Below are 17,992 nucleotides of genomic sequence, written 5' to 3'. Positions count from 1 at the left end.
TTTGATATTATGCCAACGATAAAGAACTTCGAAGATCTAGAAATTTGGCAGAAATCAAGAATACTTTGTCAAAATATAGATAGGTATTGTCTCAAAAATAATAAATTTCAAAAACACGATCAAAATCAAATCGATCGCTCTTCTGCTTCCGTAATGGATAATATTGCAGAGGGTTTCGAAAGGGAAGGAAACAAAGAATTTGCCAATTTTCTTACCATGTCGAAAGGTTCTGTAGGAGAAGTTCACTCGCAATTAATTAGAGCATTCGATAGAAATTATTTAGATGAAAGTACTTTTTTAATGCTTAAAGATGAATCTATCAATATGTCGAAAATGCTCTCAGGATTTATTAATTATCTGAAAAATTCGGAACATAAAGGGAATAAATTTAATAGGAATAATGAAAATGGATGATGTTTGAGGATAAAAATATCAAATGTCAAACGTCAAATATCAAATATACAAAATGGCTCTATTAGAAAATATACAAAACAATCACGCGGCTTTTTTAGATACGCTTCAACACCGTTTTCTGGATGAAAAACGAAATATCGCACTGAAGAAATTCTTTGATTTCGGTTTTCCTACAAAAAAAGACGAAGAATATAGATACACGAACTTAAGAGAGATCACGGAGAAGGATTATAACTTTTTTCCCACAGAAGCACATACAATTTCAAAGGATAAAATTGATGAACTGCATTTAGGCGAAGAATTTTTCGACTGGATCGTCTTTGTTAATGGTCAGTTAAAGAAAGACTTGTCTAAGATTTCTATCGAAAACGCAGAACTTTTATCTTTCAATTTTGCTTTGAATGATCCGAAACACAAAGATGTTTTCGATCAGTATTTTAATACGATCGCCGATCAGGAATTAGCTTTCACCAACTTGAATACAGCATATTGTAAAATGGGATTTTTCCTGAAAGTTCCAAAGAATGTCGTGATCGAGAAACCGATTCACATTTTCTATATCTCTCAGAATCAAGACGAAAACACGATTTACAATACCCGTAATTTACTTATCGCCGAAGAAGGTTCCAAAATCGAAGTGATCGAAAGTCACCATAATTTTGATGATAGTTTCGTTCTTACGAATTCCGTTACCGAAATTTTCGCTCACCCAAATGCTAAAGCAGACTGGCATAAATTGCAGAACGACAGCAATACGTCCTTCATGATCGATCATACTTTTGCAAAACAGGAGCGCGACAGTTTAACAACAGTGAACACCTTTTCTTTTGGTGGAAAATTAGTGCGTAACAATCTGGATTTCATTCATAACGGAGAAAATATCAACTCTTTTATGAACGGAATTACGATCATCGACGACGATCAATTGGTCGATCATCACACCGCGGTTCATCATAAAACACCGAATTGCGAGAGTTACCAAAACTACAAAGGAATTTTCAAAGGGAAATCTCACGGGGTTTTTAACGGTAAAGTTTTCGTAGATAAGATCGCGCAGAAAACCAATGCTTATCAGCAAAACAACAATATTTTACTGGAAGAAGGATCAACCATCGATACCAAACCACAGCTTGAAATTTTTGCAGATGATGTAAAATGTTCCCACGGTTGTACGGTTGGACAACTCAATGAAGATGCGTTGTTTTACCTTCGCGCACGTGGAATTTCCAAAAATGAAGCGCAGGCAATGTTACTGTTTGCCTTTGCGAACGATGCTATGGAGAATATTGATATTCAACCGCTTAAAGTGAAAATATCTAAATTGTTAGCAGAAAAGCTAGAAGTAGATATGGAGTTCGAAGATATTTATTAGGGTCTCGTCCTTAAGACGAGAGGTCGCAACGGGAAATTTTAAATAAAATTCGTTTTTACTCGAATAAAAAATCATCAATAGAAACGGGCTTCAGCCCGTTTTTTCTTTGAAGTAAAGAGTTGGCTAGCCAAAACGTACAGTTTCAATAACTTCAGGCGGTTAAAAAATTCAGTTAAAATTTTTTTTATTTTTGCCCCTTTGCTAAGTGAAACGCCATTGTGACCGTAATTTTAACCAATATTCAATAATATTCCTTTGCGTCTTTGCGTTAAAAAAGATATAACAAGTTATCATGGCGTGACATACTCAAATCTTTTTAAATGAATTTAGAACATATCAAAGATCATATTAACGCCTACAAAGAACACAACCAGATTTTCGATGCAGCTCATTACCTCATTGAAACCTTTGGCCTGGAAAGTAAAAACTTCGCCGGCTTTAGTTTTCGTCCGGAATTAGAACCCCACAAAATGTTACTCACCACAGAAGGAATTCTCGGAGAGAAACAAATGGTCAAGATCCCAAAAAACCTCTTTAATTTCGATTTGAACTTGGTTGCAAATATGATCGCGCATGAAATGCTGCACGTTCGTCAAAAATCGTCGGAAACTTTAGTAGAAGACAAAAATGAAAGAGAATTCCAAGCCTATTCGGAAATGCTTTTTCATAAAGAATTCCCCCTCGTTCCCGATGTTTCTGATTTTCATAAAAAATTCTTCGGCGAAAAAGCTTTAGAATATTACAGGAGAATGGGCGAAAATTCAGGATTGCAAAAAAAATATGCAGCACAGAAATTAGAAGTGGAACATTTTATCGCTTCTCTTTAAGATAAAATAATTTCTTTATCCTAAAAATTGTTACAAAATTTAGATTTTTACTTGTAAAGCATTTTGTAAAACAATTTTAAATACTGATTTTCAATACTTTATATTTTACTAAACATTTACATCTTTTTTTCAAAGATTTATTTTTATTCCGGGATAGTTTTACTTCATCGAAAATTAACCAATTAAAATAAATTAAGATGAAAAAGATTATTCTAACATTCGTTACCGTTTTTACGCTGGTTGCCTGTAATAAACAAGAAGGTACAACTTCTGAAAATGCAGATTCATCAATGATTACAGCAGATTCAAGTTCTGCAAATATCGGAGACAGTATTCAAAAACCTTTACGTAACAATATCGATTCTACCGCAACAATTATAAAAGATACTGCAGTAGTTAAAATTGAAGTTTTAAAGGAGGAGAAAAAATTACTGACTGAACAAGTGGCGAAAGCAATGGATTCTTCCACAAGATCTTCTATTATTTCTGAAATAAAGATCACCCAGCAAAAAATAGATTCTGTTAAAAGTAGAATTGCCTCTACCAGAAAAAAACAAAAGGTGACGCCGCAAATCATTAGAGAAACGAAAGTTATTTATCGCGAAACTCCTAAAAAAGAAGTTGTAGAGCGGACACCAAAAATTACTAAAAAAGGAGCACTGGAAATTGTTGTTAATGACTTAGAAATTGCTCAGCTTTCAACCAAAGAACAGATCAGTAAATACGACGGAACGATTAAGAGCGGGCAAATATCAAGCGACGGAAATAAGCAATTCAACTATTTTCAAATTAGTGTTCCCTTAGATAAATCGGATTATTTCATCAAAGATCTGGAGAATAATGTGGGAAAGATCACCTACAGAAATATTGAAATTACGGGAGAACAATACGCAAAAAACTCAGTTTGTAGTTTGGAGATTACGTTGGTCAATAATTCCGATCTCGCCTCGATCGCTGCAACACCAAAATCGTTTGGCGGCCGAACTTTGGGTGCAGTTGGAACCGGCTGGAAAGTGATTGAAGAAATATTTCTCTTTCTACTTCCCTTCTGGCCTGGCTTTTTAATTGGCGGCGCTGCTTATTACTTCTTAAAAAAGAAAAAAACTGAGGAAGCAAATCAATAGTGTTTTAATGATCATCCGTCTCAAATATAAAATTCTGGGACGGACTTTTTTTATTGCGTTAAGGCGTAAAACAATCCATCAATCACCTTGCACATTCTCGGAATATCAAGTGTTTCTACAGTATCCGTTGATTCATGATAATTTTTATTTCTGAAAAAAGAAGTGTCTGTCAACATGAGAGCGCTGAAGCCAAATTGCCAGTAATTCAGATGATCCGAGAAATCGATGCCTTTTACGAACTTCGGAGCAGTGAATGTTTCGGTTTTTATCTGTCCCGATTTTTTAAAATTTTTATTAAATTGGTTTGCGAATTTCCCCGCATTAAGAGATTTAACAATGGTTATAAAGTCACCTTTGTTACCATAATACCAGGATAAAATTCCCAGCGGGTAATCCTGAGAATTTTCGGAGTCATTAAAATAGCCGATCATTTCTACGGAAACCATTCCGAAAATATCGATATGGTGATCTTTCAAATATTTTGCGTGCACGTAACTTCCCATATTTTCGGTGCGAAAGTAGGGTGGTTCTTCTAAAGTGTAGGCAACAAGATCAATTCTGTATTTCAATTTTTCGCCTTTTAACAGTCTTGCCACTTCTAAAAGAGCCGTTGTGCCGGTGGCGTTATCATCTGCACCGTCCTGATCTCCACAAACATCGTAATGCGCGCCAACGATTATTCTTTCTTTATTTTCGGTTCCAAAAGAAGCGATCACATTTTTATAGACGATCCCCTCGACTTCAAATTCCTGAAAGGAAACACTGTCGGAATAATTTGAGAAATCATGCTTAATGTAATTCGCTATAGAATCAAGTTGGACCAAGTTTTTATAGTTTCTGAATTCTGGGATATCAGTTAAGGCAAGAAGGTGGTTTTTTACCAGAGCAGCGTCTGATTTTTTTGACAGATTTTGTGGAGGATACTGCGATTTGTACAACTGGAGAGAAATAAAAACAATAATAATAATGAGAACTAAGATTAAAAAAAATATCTTTTTTCGCGAGAATATATTTTTTGGTGCTGTAGCGTTTTTCATGTTTTGTGCTGATTTACTTTGAAAGATAATGAATAATAACATTCTATACTGAAATTAATCGGTACAGCTATTTTTATTAAAAAATAAAATATAACGCAATTAAAAAGGAAACCTTTATTTGGTTTCCTTCTTTTTTTTGAATTTTATAAAAATCATAAAAAAATTATCTGAGCTACTTAATCATTCTCTCCAAAATCTCACACGCGGATTTCGGTAGATTAGTTCCCGGTCCGAAAATAAAATCGGCACCGTTTTCATAGAGAAAAGTATAATCCTGTTTTGGAATCACGCCTCCGACAACAATTGTAATATCTTCTGCTCCGAGTTTTTTCAGTTCGGAAACGACTTCGGGAACAAGATATTTATGTCCAGCCGCTAATGAAGAAACGCCCAAAATATGAATGTCATTTTCTACAGCTTGTTTCGCTACTTCTGCGGGAGTTTGAAATAATGGAGCGACATCAACATCAAATCCCATGTCGGCAAAAGCCGTTGCGACTACTTTTGCACCGCGATCATGACCGTCTTGTCCCATTTTTACGACCATGATTCTTGGTCTTCTTCCTTCCTGTTCTTCAAATTTTTCTGTTAAAGAAAGTGCTTTCGGGAAGTATTCGTTTTTACTTGCATTCATGGCGTAAACTCCTTGTATGGTTCTGATATTCGCTTTGTACCGACCGAAACTTTCTTCCATCGCGTCGCTCATTTCTCCTAACGTCACTCTTCGTCGAGCGGCTTCGATGCAGATTTCTAAGAGATTTCCTTCTCCAGATTTTGCAGATTCTTTTAGTGTTTCTAAAATTTCTGAAACGTGATCTGCATTCCGATCTTTTTTTATTTGATGTAATCTTTCGATCTGTTTTCGCCGAACTTCAGAATTATCAATATCTAAAATATCCAGTTCCATTTGTTTTTGGTTGGACTGAAACGAATTAACACCGATGATAAATTCCTCGCCGCTATCGATCTTAGCTTGTTTTTTTGCAGCAGCTTCTTCGATTCTCATTTTTGGAATTCCGGCTTCGATGGCTTTTGTCATTCCGCCTTCCTGTTCCACTTCATCGATGAATTTCATGGCTTCATCGATCATTTGCTGGGTTAAACTTTCTACCAAATGACTTCCACCCATTGGATCTACAACGTCGCAAATTCCACTTTCCTGCTGTAGAATTATCTGCGTATTTCTGGCGATTTTCGCAGAATAATCTGTCGGTAAAGCGATGGCTTCATCTAAAGCATTCGTGTGTAAAGATTGTGTTCCACCCAAAGCGGAAGATAATGCTTCGATGGTTGTTCTTGTGATATTATTGAAAGGTTCCTGTTCTGTTAAACTCCAACCTGAAGTTTGGGAATGGGTTCTTAAGGCTAAAGATTTTGGATTTTGCGGATTGAATGGTGTTAAGAGATTTGCCCAAATATATCTTGCAGCTCGCAGTTTTGCAATTTCCATAAAATGATTCATTCCAATGGCCCAGAAAAAAGATAAGCGCGGTGCGAAATCATCGATCTTCATTCCGGCTTTTATTCCGGTTCTTACGTATTCTAAACCGTCGGCTAAAGTGTAAGCCATTTCCAAAACTGGTGTCGCGCCAGCTTCCTGCATGTGATATCCTGAAATTGAAATAGAATTGAACTTCGGAATATTTTTAGAAGCATATTCGAAAATATCTGCAATAATTTTCATTGAAGGAGTTGGCGGATAAATGTAAGTATTCCGCACCATGAATTCTTTTAGAATGTCGTTCTGAATGGTACCTGAAAGCTTTTCCTGCGAAACGCCTTGTTCTTCGGCAGCGACAATATGAAAAGCTAAAACTGGTAAAACAGCGCCGTTCATTGTCATCGAAACCGAAATTTCATCCAATGGAATTTCATTAAATAAAATTTTCATGTCTTCCACAGAATCTATTGCTACGCCTGCTTTTCCTACATCACCTTCAACTCGGGGATGATCGGAATCATAACCGCGGTGAGTCGCCAGATCGAAAGCTACGGAAAGACCTTTTTGCCCGGCCGCTAAATTTCTTCTGTAAAATGCGTTAGATTCTTCGGCTGTAGAAAATCCGGCGTACTGACGGATCGTCCAAGGTTTTTGAACGTACATTGTTGAATACGGTCCGCGTAAATACGGCGCAACTCCGGCAGAATATTGTTTTTCTGTAAGAATTTTTGAATCTTTTTCGGTGTAGGAAGATTTCATTTCCAATCCATCTTTTTCAAAAAAATAGGGAAGAATCGCTTCTGATTTCAGAGAAAAGTCAGGGTTTCGGTTTTGGATGGTCTTGCGCATGGAATTGGGTTTTATAAAAAGTAAAGTTACAAAATTCGAACTTCGAAAAATAAGCAAGATATATTGTTCGGAACGTTTACATGTAATAGTAATAATAAAAAACCCGCAAATAATTGCGGGTTAAAGAAAACTAGAAGTTTTTACTTATTTTGTAATATTACCGTCGCCATCGGTAGCGTCTTTTGCTCCTTCTTTTACAGATTGTGCACCATCTTTAATAGCCTCATCTGCTGAGTTTTTTGCATTTTCTGCTGCATTATTAACAGCATTTACGGTAGAGTCATTAGAAATAGGCATCGAATCGTTATCAACAACAACTACTGCAGCAGTTGTATCGATGTCTGAATTCATGTCTGTAGTTTCTGTTTTTTTACATGATGTTAAAGATAAAACACCTACTGCTCCTAAAAGAAAAATTGTTTTTTTCATAATACGTTAATTTTAAAATTTTGTCAAAGATATTAAATTATTATTATTTGGTTAATAATTATCTTCTTCACCTTTCATTTTCTCAGCATTTTCTGCCATAATCACGGCATCAATCATTTCCTGAATATCACCGTTCATGTAAGCATCTAAATTATAAGTTGATTTTCCAACTCTATGATCTGTCACTCTTCCTTGCGGATAATTGTAGGTTTTAATTTTTGCGGAACGGTCACCCGTTGAAACCATTGATTTTCTTTGTGCAGCGATATCTCCAACAGATTTTTGAACCTCGATATCGTATAATTTTGTGCGAAGCATTTCCATGGCTAATTCACGGTTAGCCAACTGAGAACGAGCCTGTTGGCAAATAACCACCATGCCTGAAGGTTTGTGCGTTAACTGAACTTTTGTTTCTACTTTATTTACATTTTGTCCACCTGCACCTCCGGATCGGGAAGTCTGCATTTCAATATCGGCGGGATTTAATTCAAAGTCTATTTCTTCAGCTTCCGGAAGAACGGCAATCGTAATTGCAGAAGTATGAACTCTTCCCTGAGATTCGGTTTCTGGAACTCGCTGTACACGGTGAACTCCGGATTCGAATTTCATAATACCATAAACGCCGTCACCTTCTATTTTTATAATTAATTCTTTATAGCCTTTTGAAGCTTCGTTAGCATCGGTGATTTCGTGTTTCCAGCCTTTTGTTTTGAAGTACATTGCGTAAGCTCTGTAAACATCTTCCACAAAAATTGCAGCTTCATCACCTCCTGTTCCGGCACGAAGTTCAACGATCACATTCTTGTCATCGGTCGGATCTTTCGGAATTAAAAGAACTTTCAACTCTTCTTCAAAACCAGGAATTCTATCCATGGCTTCATATTTTTCGAGTTTTGCCATTTCTACAAATTCCTTGTCGGAACCATCTGCAATAATTTCGTCGGATTCTTCGATTGTTGTTAGAGCCTGCGTATATTGATCGAACACGGCAACGATTTTTCCTAAATCACTATATTCTTTATTTAGTGTTGAATATTTCTTTTGATCAGAAATGACTTCGGGTTGTATAATGAGATCCGCAACTTCGTTGTAGCGTTGTTTTATGGCTTCGAGTTTGGGTATAAGTGACTTTGACATTTCTGAATTTTTGTGGTTGCAAAGGTAGTGAAAAGTTGGAAGATGGAAGTTGGGAGAGGAAAGTTGTATAATATAAAAATGCATTTTTATTTATCGCATATTTGTAAAGTTTTTAAAAAATTTTCGGGGAAGAAATGTACTTTATTCTAGCCCGGAGCGGAACGGCATCCTTTTGCGGAACGAAGTGAAGGAAAAGATAGAGTGTAGAGCCGGTACGATATTTTAAAAGATGCGGAACTTTGTTGCTCCCAATAAAAAATCAGTCCCTAAAAAATAGGAACTGATTTATATATATGATTTTGCTTTGCGATTGCTTGTCCCGGAATTAAAGTGGGAAAGCAATGACATCAACTAGTGATGACCGTGATTGTCGTGGGTATGAAGAAATGGACCATGCCCTTTTGGATCGCTGAAAATTAATTCAACACCTTCCTGCTCTGTCATTATTTTTCTTCGTACTTCCTCCGGATCGAAAGGTTTAGTTTTCCCGAAATATTCTAATAACCCTGATGTTAACCAGATTGGAATTACATATCCGAAAAACATGAAAATACACCAGAATCCAATTAGGAACATGCATATGAAATACATAGTCCAAAGGAACTGGTAGAAAGGCCAAAATGATGATAACAATAACATTGTAATAGATTTTAGGCAAAAATAGGATAAATTTTGGTTGCTACAAAAGATTTACCGCTGATTTTTATTAATTATTTCTGTACCCAGGCATTTATCTGACCAGATCATTGAAAACTCCATTAATTTATGGATTCGATCAATTTCTATTCTTAACCATAATCCATCCTACTTTTTGAACTGCTTTTCCAGTGACTGGATCTGACCATGATGTTTGATACCAATAAGACGATGTTGGAATGTTAGATTGTAGATATTTTCCTCTCCATACAGGTGTTGCAGGAGTTGCACGAAATACTTCTTTACCATATCGATCAAAGATCAAAGCATTAAAATTTTCGTATTTGCTGAAGGCTGTGAAATCGACCTCTTCATTGATACCATCAAAGTTAGGAGTTACAATGTTGGAGATATAAAATGTGTAAAAGTCTACGGCAGCAATGAAACATGAACTTCCTTCAACACGCACCGCTATGGAATAATTGGTATTAGGAAGAACGCCGATAAATGTATTTGAATTTGACCAGCTATTGCCACCGTCGATCGTATATTCCAGATTATCCAGCTGTGGTTTTTTGGTATTAATGGTGAGTGTAGTATTTCGATATAAAATTTCCTCAATTACGGGTATCACTGTATAAGATGCCACCGCAGAAAAAGAGGTTGTACAACCGCCATTTTTAATGGTTACATTGTAAGTGCCACTTTCTGTTACACTAATGGTTTGACTTGTTTCACCAGTACTCCAGAGATAACTGTAATTTACTCCGGCTCCTGCATCTAAAGATCCGCTGGAACCCTCACAAAAGTGAATATCTTTTAGGGTAGAAACAATTTTGGGAACTACATTGATCGTAATAGAAGTTGTATTTCCCTGACACCCATCGATGAAGCTACCAGTTACGGTGTAGGTTGTTGTACTTGTAGGCCTGAAAGTTCTCGTATTTTCTGTCCCCTGTAAACCTGAAAAAGTATATAGATCTGCACCAGAAGCGGTTATTATAACGGATTCACCATAACATATTGTAGTCTTTGAAGCGGTGACAGATATTACAGGTGGTGGAACAATTTTTAGCTCTATTTCTGCTTCCTGGAGGCAAACTGATGTTGGAATTAAAACGACCACCTTGTAAATCCCTGTTTGTGAGGCAGTGTAGCTGCCAGAAGTGGCACCTGTAATAATATTGCCGTTAAAGTACCATTGGTAAGTTACGCCGGGTGTCGGGACTTCTGCATTTAAAATCTGTGATTTTCCCGAACAGATACTAACAACAGGTGGGAGTAAATTTCCTGCTTCATCATTTATTGATACTCCAACTTTAAAAGAGCCTGCTTTCAGAAATACACCGCTGTCGTATTCATAATCAGAATAATCTGCCAAAACCATTTTGATATGATAAGTTTTTCCAGGAATTACAGCTGCAGTTGCGGTGAGTGGAATAGTTCTGCCCCGAAAATTTGTTTCTATTTCGGGATCATTATCTCCTACGTAATATTGGGTGTTATTGGCTATGCAACTTTGGTTTTCTCTATGAATATTATCAACTCCTACAGCTCCACGACCATTCGGGATTACTGCCATATTTACATATTCTGCATCGCCTTCTTTTTTAATCAGCAAAGCGAATCCATCTTTAAATTCACAGGAAAAATCTCCCATATATTCTTCTGAAGCAAAAATGTAGGTAAAGGAAAGCCGGTTAGATAATGGAACAAAATCGAATTCGATGTAGGAGGCATCATTAAGAAAATTATTTTGATATTCCAGTGCTTTTGCCAGATCTTTGTCTCCTCCTGTATATAAAATTCCACAGATTGGCCGATAGACGTAAAAATTTCCAATATATTTAGCATAACCTGTAGAAAGTACGATGCCTTCATCAAATGGAAATGCAGTCGCAGCTTTATTAAAATATCCCCAAGATCTCCTTCCATCCTCTACACTAAGTCTCGGTGAAACTTTTACATTCGATATTTTTCCTACACAAATGGAATCATTCCCTATTAAAACTTTTTTAACTAATTTTTCTATATCAAAGCTGCTTTCAGGATACAAACTGGTGTTTGTTGCCATAAAATCAGCAGTTTTCATACTTTCATCGTAAGCTGGCTGAATTCCCATTTTTTCAGGATATGGCGGTTTACACCGTTGCGCACTGGAATAACACAAGATGAAAAGAAATAAAAAAGTAATATACTTATTCATATGTAGTACAACAAAGTTTACGGAATTTTATTTATTAAGGGAAAGATATTATAAATATAATAATTATGCAGTAATTTTAATAATTTGTACTTTCGTGGTGCGATATTATAACTCCAAGATTAAGAAAAATAATATATTTTTTGACCTTTAAATGTACAAAATCTTAGAATTTGTTTTTATAAAAATGTTGAAATTAACATTTGGAGTCACCGCAAAAATATTTAGTCATATTCATAAATAAAATAAAACAATGAATTACAGAACAGAAAAAGACACAATGGGCGATGTGCAGGTTCCTGCAGATAAATTCTGGGGCGCTCAAACAGAACGTTCCCGAAATAATTTTAAAATTGGTCCGGAATCATCAATGCCGCACGAAATTATTGAAGCTTTTGCCTATCTGAAAAAAGCGGCCGCGTTTACGAATGCTGAATTAGGCGTTCTTACTAACGAGAAAAGAGATATGATCGGTAAAGTTTGCGAAGAGATCTTAGAAGGAAAACTGAACGATCAGTTTCCGCTCGTGATTTGGCAAACTGGTTCCGGCACGCAGTCCAACATGAATATGAACGAGGTTATTTCTAACAAAGCGCATGTAAATAATGGCGGAACTTTAGGAGATAAATCAGAGATTCACCCTAATGATGACGTTAATAAATCGCAGAGTTCCAACGATACTTTCCCAACTGCGATGCATATTGCAGCCTACAAGAAAGTAGTTGAACATACTTTGCCGGCGGTAGAAAAACTAAGAAATACCTTAAACGAAAAAGCAGAAAGTTTTAAAAATATTGTGAAGATCGGAAGAACCCATTTAATGGATGCAACTCCTTTAACTTTAGGTCAGGAATTTTCCGGTTATGTAGCACAACTGGATTATTCAATGAAAGCAATCTCCAATACTTTTGATCATTTGCAGGAAATTGCATTGGGTGGAACAGCAGTTGGAACCGGTTTGAATACGCCGGAAGGTTACGATGTTTTGGTGGCGAAATATATTTCGGAATTTACGGGTCTTCCATTTGTGACGGCACCGAATAAATTTGAAGCTTTAGCCGCTCATGACGCAATGGTAGAAAGCCATGGTGCGCTGAAACAATTGGCAGTTGCGCTTTATAAAATCGCTCAGGACATTCGTTTTCTGGCATCTGGACCGAGATCTGGGATTGGAGAAATTCATATTCCGGAAAACGAGCCAGGTTCTTCGATCATGCCTGGGAAAGTAAATCCGACCCAAAATGAGGCAATGACAATGGTTTGTGCGCAAGTTTTAGGAAACGACACCACGATATCTTTCGCGGGAACGCAGGGGAATTTTGAACTGAATGTTTTTAAACCTGTTATGGCGTACAACTTTCTGCAATCTGCACAATTGTTAGGCGATGCGTGTATTTCATTCAATGATCATTGTGCGGTTGGAATTGAACCGAACGAACCGAGAATTAAAGAACTTGTTGAGAAATCTTTAATGTTAGTAACCGCTTTGAACACGCATATCGGATACGAAAACGCGGCAAAAATCGCGAAAACAGCCCATAAGAACGGAACAACTTTAAAAGAAGAATCTGTAAATCTAGGCCTGCTAACTGCAGAACAGTTTGATGAGTGGGTGAAACCGGAGGAAATGGTTTAGTCTGGATTTCTAGATAATAGACTGACAGATGATAGACATTTAATGCAAAAACTCTGGAAAAATTTTTCCAGAGTTTTTTTTGATATGAAAATGAAAGAAATTTATAATCCAAGTCCTAAGCCGATCACCAAAGCTTTATCGTTTTTGAAGTTGTTCTTCTCGAAGAAATTGCTGAAATCCTTCTTCACAAATAAACTCCAGCTGTTATAAGAAAAAGTCAGTTGAGCTCCGTAAATAAAAGGATTTAGCTGATAATTCTCCCGGTTTCGAAAATCTTCGCCACTACCGCGAACAATATTATTGGTCGACATTTTTACACCACCATAAGCATTCGCAGCAATTCTAAACCCATCGGAATAGCTTCGGTACTGAATATCCATTCCGACATTTTTCATTTTAGAAAAATTATATTGGAAGCCGATCGGCACCATCAAATATCCGGTTCTGAGTTTATTTTTATCAATGTTTCCGGGGTAATCGGCCACGTAAACATTTGCACCAGGATCTTTTGCGAAATATTTATTATTATCCAAACGAAGCGTTCTCCAGGAAAATCCAATTCCAGACGTAAATCCCCACGGACTCGTTCTGCTGAACTGGTAATTGTATTTCAAACCGACTTCCAGATTACTGTTATAACCAATGTTTTTATCGAGTTCATTATCCGGCAGATCATCCGTAAGCATCATAATTCCGTACGTAAAATAACCGCTGAGTTCGTTGGTGGCACGAAACTTTTTCAGGAGATTGGCTTTTAACTCTTCATCGGAACTAACATCAGAATTCAATAAAGAATATCTCACCTGCTTCTGAATCACTGAATCCAGATCGAAACCTAAAGCTTCAATTCTCTCGTCGATTTTCGCCGAATAGCGATCGGCGATTTCTGCCTTTTGTTTATCGAAGTCACTTTTTTCTAAATTTTTTGTGGAAAGATTTTGCAGTTCTGCTTCCATGAGCTTTTTTTCTTCCTGAATAAGCACATTTATTTTTGCTGCGTATTCTTCTACTTTCTCCTTAACGATCGGACTTACCTCGGTATTTTCTTTCGATTGAAGATTAATTTTCAGTCTTTTCTGTGCGATGACAGCGGTAGTTACGAGGCACAGAAATCCCGCCATGATAATTTTCTTGATCATATTTTTAGTTTTAAAAGTTGAGAAATGGTTTATTTAGAATTCAGGTCAATAGTCGCGACATTACTGCCGTCTTTTGAGTTTTCGATCACATCTTTGTGTTCCACAGAAAATAAAAGGGTAGAAGCGTCGACATATTTTTTTCTTTTCTTCGGAATTTTCACGGAATCTGTGGCAGCAAGAATTTGGGTATTTACAATTAAATCATCCCGCGTTTCAGAAGCGATCTGTTCTTTTGTTTCTATTTGCAAACGCGATTGAACTTGTTCCGGGAACGAAGTTGGTTTAGTGTTTTCGATTTTTTCAGAAGAAACCAGATTTTTATTATTAGTATTGAAATGTTCAAATTTTTCAGACTTCAAGGGAGATATTTCTTTCGTACTACTCTTTTCTATAATTTTATTTTGAGGTTGAATTTCAGTTTTAACAATTTCCGGCTCGATCGTTTTTTCTTTATTAAAGAAAAGAACCAGACTTAAACTTGCCAGTAAAAGGAAGCAGGCAGCAACCAAAAGCCAATTCATCTTTGGTTTTGTTGGAAGAGTATTCACTGTTTTGATTTCAATTTCAGACCACAGATCTCTCGTGGGCGTAATTTCCCGCGCTTCGATCTGTTTTTTGATCTGTTCCTCCAGATTATATTTGGATTCGTTCATCACTCAAATTTTGTTGTTGCTGTAAATAGATCTTTCTCAATTTTTCCTTTGCCCGAAAAAGTTGTGTTTTGCTTACAGAAATAGAGATATTCAATGTTTCCGAAATTTCCTGATGCGAGTAATCTTCCAAAACATAAAGGTTAAAAACCATTTTATAAGCCTCGGGAAGCTGATCTAAAAGTTCTTGCGCATCGAAATCAAATGCGATAATTTCCTCTTGAATTTCTTCTAAAAAGGCCGGATTTACTTCATCCAGATAAAAAACCGTCTTGTGACTTTTAATAAAATTAAGACATTCATTCACCACAATTCTCCTTGCCCAACTTTCCAGATTACCTTCGCTGCGGAAAGTGTTGATGCTTTTAAATATTTTACAAAAAGCTTTAATAACACAGTCTTCAGCCTGATAAAGATCCGAAATATAGCGCCGACTCACACTCAGAAATTTTGTTACATTCTGTTCGTAAAAGATTTTCTGCGCAGTCGCATCCTGTTTGATCAGGAGACTTAGCAAATCATCTTTTTTATTTCCGAACAGCAGGTTCATATAATTTCTATTTCTATTTTAAAGACAAGGATAGTATGAAAAGGTTACAGTTTGATATTCTTTTTTAGAATAATAAATCGCAAATGACTGATAATGAGATTAAAAAACATCTTCTTCTTTGGAAATGAATGTTACTTTTGGATCTGTTTTAAATTTCGACAGAACTGGCAAAGAAATCTTCTAATTCCTGCAAAGTTTCTGGGGTCGTAATAATATCTTTCACGATTTCGCCTTTATCCAGCAAAACAATTCTGGTACTCACTTCCGTGGTATGCGCTAAATCATGACTGGAAATTAAGAAGGTGACCTGTTCGTTTGACCAGTTTTTAATGAGTTTTTTCAGTTTGATTTGAGAGGAAGGATCTAAGTTCGCAAAAGGTTCATCTAAAACAATAATTTCCGGAGTTCCAATTAAAGCGCCTACAATACCGACTTTTTTCTGATTTCCTTTTGACAGATCCCGAATGTATTTTTTACTATTAAGAATTTCCCCATTGAAAAAGTCGTGAAATTGTTTTAAAAATTCATCAACATTAGCTCCGTTTTCTCCGCGAAGTTCCCCTAAAAAGTAAAAGTATTCTTCCGGAGTTAAATATCCGATCAGAAAAGTATCGTCAATAAACGCAGAAACTTTCTTTTTCCAGTTTTCATTTTCGTGTACTTTGTTGCCATCGATTTTTATAAAACCAGTGGTAGGTTCTATCAAATCTAATAAAATGCTGAAAAGTGTCGTTTTCCCTGCGCCGTTATTTCCTACGAGACCAAAACTTTCGCCTTTCGGAATCTCCAAATTTTCGATGTTAAGCACTTTTTTTACGCCGTAAACTTTTGATATATTTTGTATTGAAATCATTTTTTACTTTTTTAGGAAATTAATTGATGTAATTTTTTTATACAGCAAAAGAGTCAAAAGTTTTTCTTTTAACTAAGTCAATCAAAAGTTTGCAAGAGGATTGATAAAACATACTTCCTATTTTGCATTCTTTTGATAATCTTTTACTCGAGTATTTTTTGCATTTTTTGCGGTGAAATAATTTTAATTATTTAGACTTTTTTGAAAGCATCAAGCGTTGAATATTTCTCAGTTTTGTAAACTTTAACAATAATATCAAAAACTTTATCTCTCAGCATAAAACCAATGATTCCCAAAACCGCCAAACTTCCAACTGCTGGATAAATCCCAAAGAAATATTTGACTATTGCAAAAACGCCCATTGGTAGAATCATTTGCGGAAGAATGATCAACATTATTTTTAAATTAAAGTTATTTCCGCCCCCGCCGAAAGATTTACCTTTGGAATTTAAGTCGATGGGTTTTTTATTGAAGGCTCCGGCTAAAAGCGTGATATAAGAATTTACCCCTAAATTATAAAGTCCGGCCGCGAGAATCGTTAAATAAAATTCTAAACTAATGAAAAGATAAGCAGAAGCTAAAATGATAGAAGCACAAATGGCGATCACGATCAGCGCCCATTTCCCTTTTAAATATTCTTTGTACGGAACATTTTGCGTTATCATCAACGGATAGTAGGAACTGTCCCAACTTGGAACGCGTTGCCCAAACATCAGCATGAATCCACCCGTGACGAAGATTCCCATAAACACTCCCATAAAACTACTATCATAACCTTTGCTGAAAGTAAGAAGTCCATAGAATAGAAAGAAAACACTTGCAATAAGCGCAGATTTTGCGGCTTTACTTCTTTTTAATAATCGAATATCATTGTTAATAAAAGTGCCCATTACGCCGTATCGGTTTAGAAATGCGATGTTTTCGGTTTTACCTTCTGCGACTTTTAATTCTAAACCTTTGTCCAGATAAAAATTCTTATAGATTTCCTGATAGGCGAAATAAGCCAATAAGATTGCTAAAATCACCGGAATTAAAAATACGCCTTCATATTGATAAAAACTGTAGAATACGTTCTGCGAATAATAAGAAAGTTCGATGACATTATAATATTCCAAACCGGCAAAAACAGCCATTAAACCAAAGATTGTATAGGCAAAAATTTCTCTGCCGTTCAGCAAAATGTTGAGGAAATTATTAAAGTAAAAGATCGCAAAAATTCCGGTCGTGAACATGATCAAGTTCACAGTAGAAAATCCACCATGGAAGATCAGTAAAGCCGCAAAAGGCAGAAGGAAAAGCAAATTACCCCAGTTAAAAAAATTGAAAAGAACTTTGAGAAGCGTGTAGTTGATCAGTTTTTTCTTCGTAATTCCCAAAGTGAGAAAGGGCTTAATGTTTTGCGTTGGCATTTGTTGTATAAAATACCTCAGTAACAGATCGAATGTCCAATAATAGATGAAATACTTGCAGAAGAGTAAAAGTGGATCAGTGTGTAATTTCTGCCTGGCGTAAAAATAAAGTAAAAAAGTCGCTGCGACAAAGATCGCACTGAAGTATGCCATTCCAAAGAACATCATAATCTTCATTATCAGATTGGTGCTGAACTGTGGATTACGAATGAAGTTTTTGAATTCGAACTGGAGGAGTCTGCGGTACATTTCGTCTTCGTTTTTAGATGAGTCTAAAAATAAGAAA

16 protein-coding genes are annotated in these 17,992 nt (G+C 36.1%); 5 read left to right on the top strand and 11 right to left on the bottom strand.

Translation table 11 applies throughout. The annotated features are described in order from the left end of the window. Positions 1–9: 9 nt before the first annotated feature. The 4 genes from ACZ9HT_RS01950 to ACZ9HT_RS01935 all read left to right on the top strand — a co-directional run bounded on the left by ACZ9HT_RS01950 (position 10) and on the right by ACZ9HT_RS01935 (position 3,737). On the top strand, positions 10–414 hold the full coding sequence (locus ACZ9HT_RS01950; RefSeq protein ID WP_476038749.1) for a four helix bundle protein: 405 nt from the start codon (positions 10–12) through the stop codon (positions 412–414). A gap of 52 nt (positions 415–466) precedes the next feature. Beyond that, positions 467–1,786 carry a Fe-S cluster assembly protein SufD gene (gene sufD / locus ACZ9HT_RS01945; RefSeq protein ID WP_476038748.1) on the top strand — a complete coding sequence of 440 codons (1,320 nt, stop codon included), beginning with the start codon at positions 467–469 and terminating at the stop codon, positions 1,784–1,786. Positions 1,787–2,106: 320 nt separating this feature from the next. After that, entirely contained in the window at positions 2,107–2,613 is a 507-nt protein-coding gene (locus ACZ9HT_RS01940; protein WP_476038747.1) for a hypothetical protein, read from the top strand. A 197-nt stretch (positions 2,614–2,810) separates the two neighbouring features. Then, a complete protein-coding gene (locus tag ACZ9HT_RS01935; protein ID WP_476038746.1) occupies positions 2,811–3,737 on the top strand; it encodes a DUF4349 domain-containing protein in 927 nt (308 codons plus the stop codon). 50 nt (positions 3,738–3,787) lie between these two features. Here the strand turns inward: ACZ9HT_RS01935 and ACZ9HT_RS01930 are convergent, their stop codons facing one another. The 6 genes from ACZ9HT_RS01930 to ACZ9HT_RS01905 all read right to left on the bottom strand — a co-directional run bounded on the left by ACZ9HT_RS01930 (position 3,788) and on the right by ACZ9HT_RS01905 (position 11,472). Continuing rightward, positions 3,788–4,774, bottom strand: coding sequence for a M28 family peptidase (locus ACZ9HT_RS01930; RefSeq protein WP_476038745.1), 987 nt, complete (start codon positions 4,772–4,774; stop codon positions 3,788–3,790). Positions 4,775–4,946: 172 nt separating this feature from the next. Next, complete coding sequence (scpA, locus tag ACZ9HT_RS01925; protein ID WP_476038744.1) at positions 4,947–7,064, bottom strand: methylmalonyl-CoA mutase; 2,118 nt, start codon at positions 7,062–7,064, stop codon at positions 4,947–4,949. Between the two features lie 144 nt (positions 7,065–7,208). After that, complete coding sequence (locus ACZ9HT_RS01920; protein ID WP_476038743.1) at positions 7,209–7,493, bottom strand: hypothetical protein; 285 nt, start codon at positions 7,491–7,493, stop codon at positions 7,209–7,211. Positions 7,494–7,544: 51 nt separating this feature from the next. Next, positions 7,545–8,630, bottom strand: a complete 1,086-nt coding sequence (gene prfA, locus ACZ9HT_RS01915; protein WP_476038742.1) for a peptide chain release factor 1 — start codon at positions 8,628–8,630, stop codon at positions 7,545–7,547. Positions 8,631–8,981: 351 nt separating this feature from the next. Next, the gene (locus tag ACZ9HT_RS01910; protein WP_476038741.1) at positions 8,982–9,269 is read right to left on the bottom strand and encodes a hypothetical protein; all 288 of its coding nucleotides are present in this window, start codon (positions 9,267–9,269) and stop codon (positions 8,982–8,984) included. A gap of 136 nt (positions 9,270–9,405) precedes the next feature. Then, positions 9,406–11,472 carry a choice-of-anchor L domain-containing protein gene (locus tag ACZ9HT_RS01905; protein WP_476038740.1) on the bottom strand — a complete coding sequence of 689 codons (2,067 nt, stop codon included), beginning with the start codon at positions 11,470–11,472 and terminating at the stop codon, positions 9,406–9,408. A 250-nt stretch (positions 11,473–11,722) separates the two neighbouring features. Between ACZ9HT_RS01905 and fumC the strand changes: the two genes are divergently transcribed. After that, complete coding sequence (gene fumC, locus ACZ9HT_RS01900; RefSeq protein WP_476038739.1) at positions 11,723–13,105, top strand: class II fumarate hydratase; 1,383 nt, start codon at positions 11,723–11,725, stop codon at positions 13,103–13,105. A gap of 101 nt (positions 13,106–13,206) precedes the next feature. Here the strand turns inward: fumC and ACZ9HT_RS01895 are convergent, their stop codons facing one another. The 5 genes from ACZ9HT_RS01895 to ACZ9HT_RS01875 all read right to left on the bottom strand — a co-directional run bounded on the left by ACZ9HT_RS01895 (position 13,207) and on the right by ACZ9HT_RS01875 (position 17,955). Continuing rightward, positions 13,207–14,244, bottom strand: a complete 1,038-nt coding sequence (locus tag ACZ9HT_RS01895) for an outer membrane beta-barrel protein (RefSeq protein WP_476038738.1) — start codon at positions 14,242–14,244, stop codon at positions 13,207–13,209. A 29-nt stretch (positions 14,245–14,273) separates the two neighbouring features. Continuing rightward, a complete protein-coding gene (locus ACZ9HT_RS01890) occupies positions 14,274–14,897 on the bottom strand; it encodes a hypothetical protein (RefSeq protein ID WP_476038737.1) in 624 nt (207 codons plus the stop codon). Beyond that, positions 14,878–15,444: an RNA polymerase sigma factor gene (locus ACZ9HT_RS01885; protein WP_476038736.1), complete on the bottom strand. Its 567-nt coding sequence runs from the start codon at positions 15,442–15,444 to the stop codon at positions 14,878–14,880. The genes ACZ9HT_RS01890 and ACZ9HT_RS01885 overlap by 20 nt, the downstream gene beginning before the upstream one ends. Before the next feature lie 148 nt (positions 15,445–15,592). Further along, positions 15,593–16,297 carry an ABC transporter ATP-binding protein gene (locus ACZ9HT_RS01880; RefSeq protein WP_476038735.1) on the bottom strand — a complete coding sequence of 235 codons (705 nt, stop codon included), beginning with the start codon at positions 16,295–16,297 and terminating at the stop codon, positions 15,593–15,595. Positions 16,298–16,488: 191 nt separating this feature from the next. Further along, positions 16,489–17,955 carry a DUF5687 family protein gene (locus ACZ9HT_RS01875; protein ID WP_476038734.1) on the bottom strand — a complete coding sequence of 489 codons (1,467 nt, stop codon included), beginning with the start codon at positions 17,953–17,955 and terminating at the stop codon, positions 16,489–16,491. Positions 17,956–17,992: the final 37 nt, after the last annotated feature.

This window comes from Chryseobacterium sp. UYP7 (genome assembly GCF_056279225.1).
This window is presented reverse-complemented; position numbering and strand designations above follow the sequence as displayed.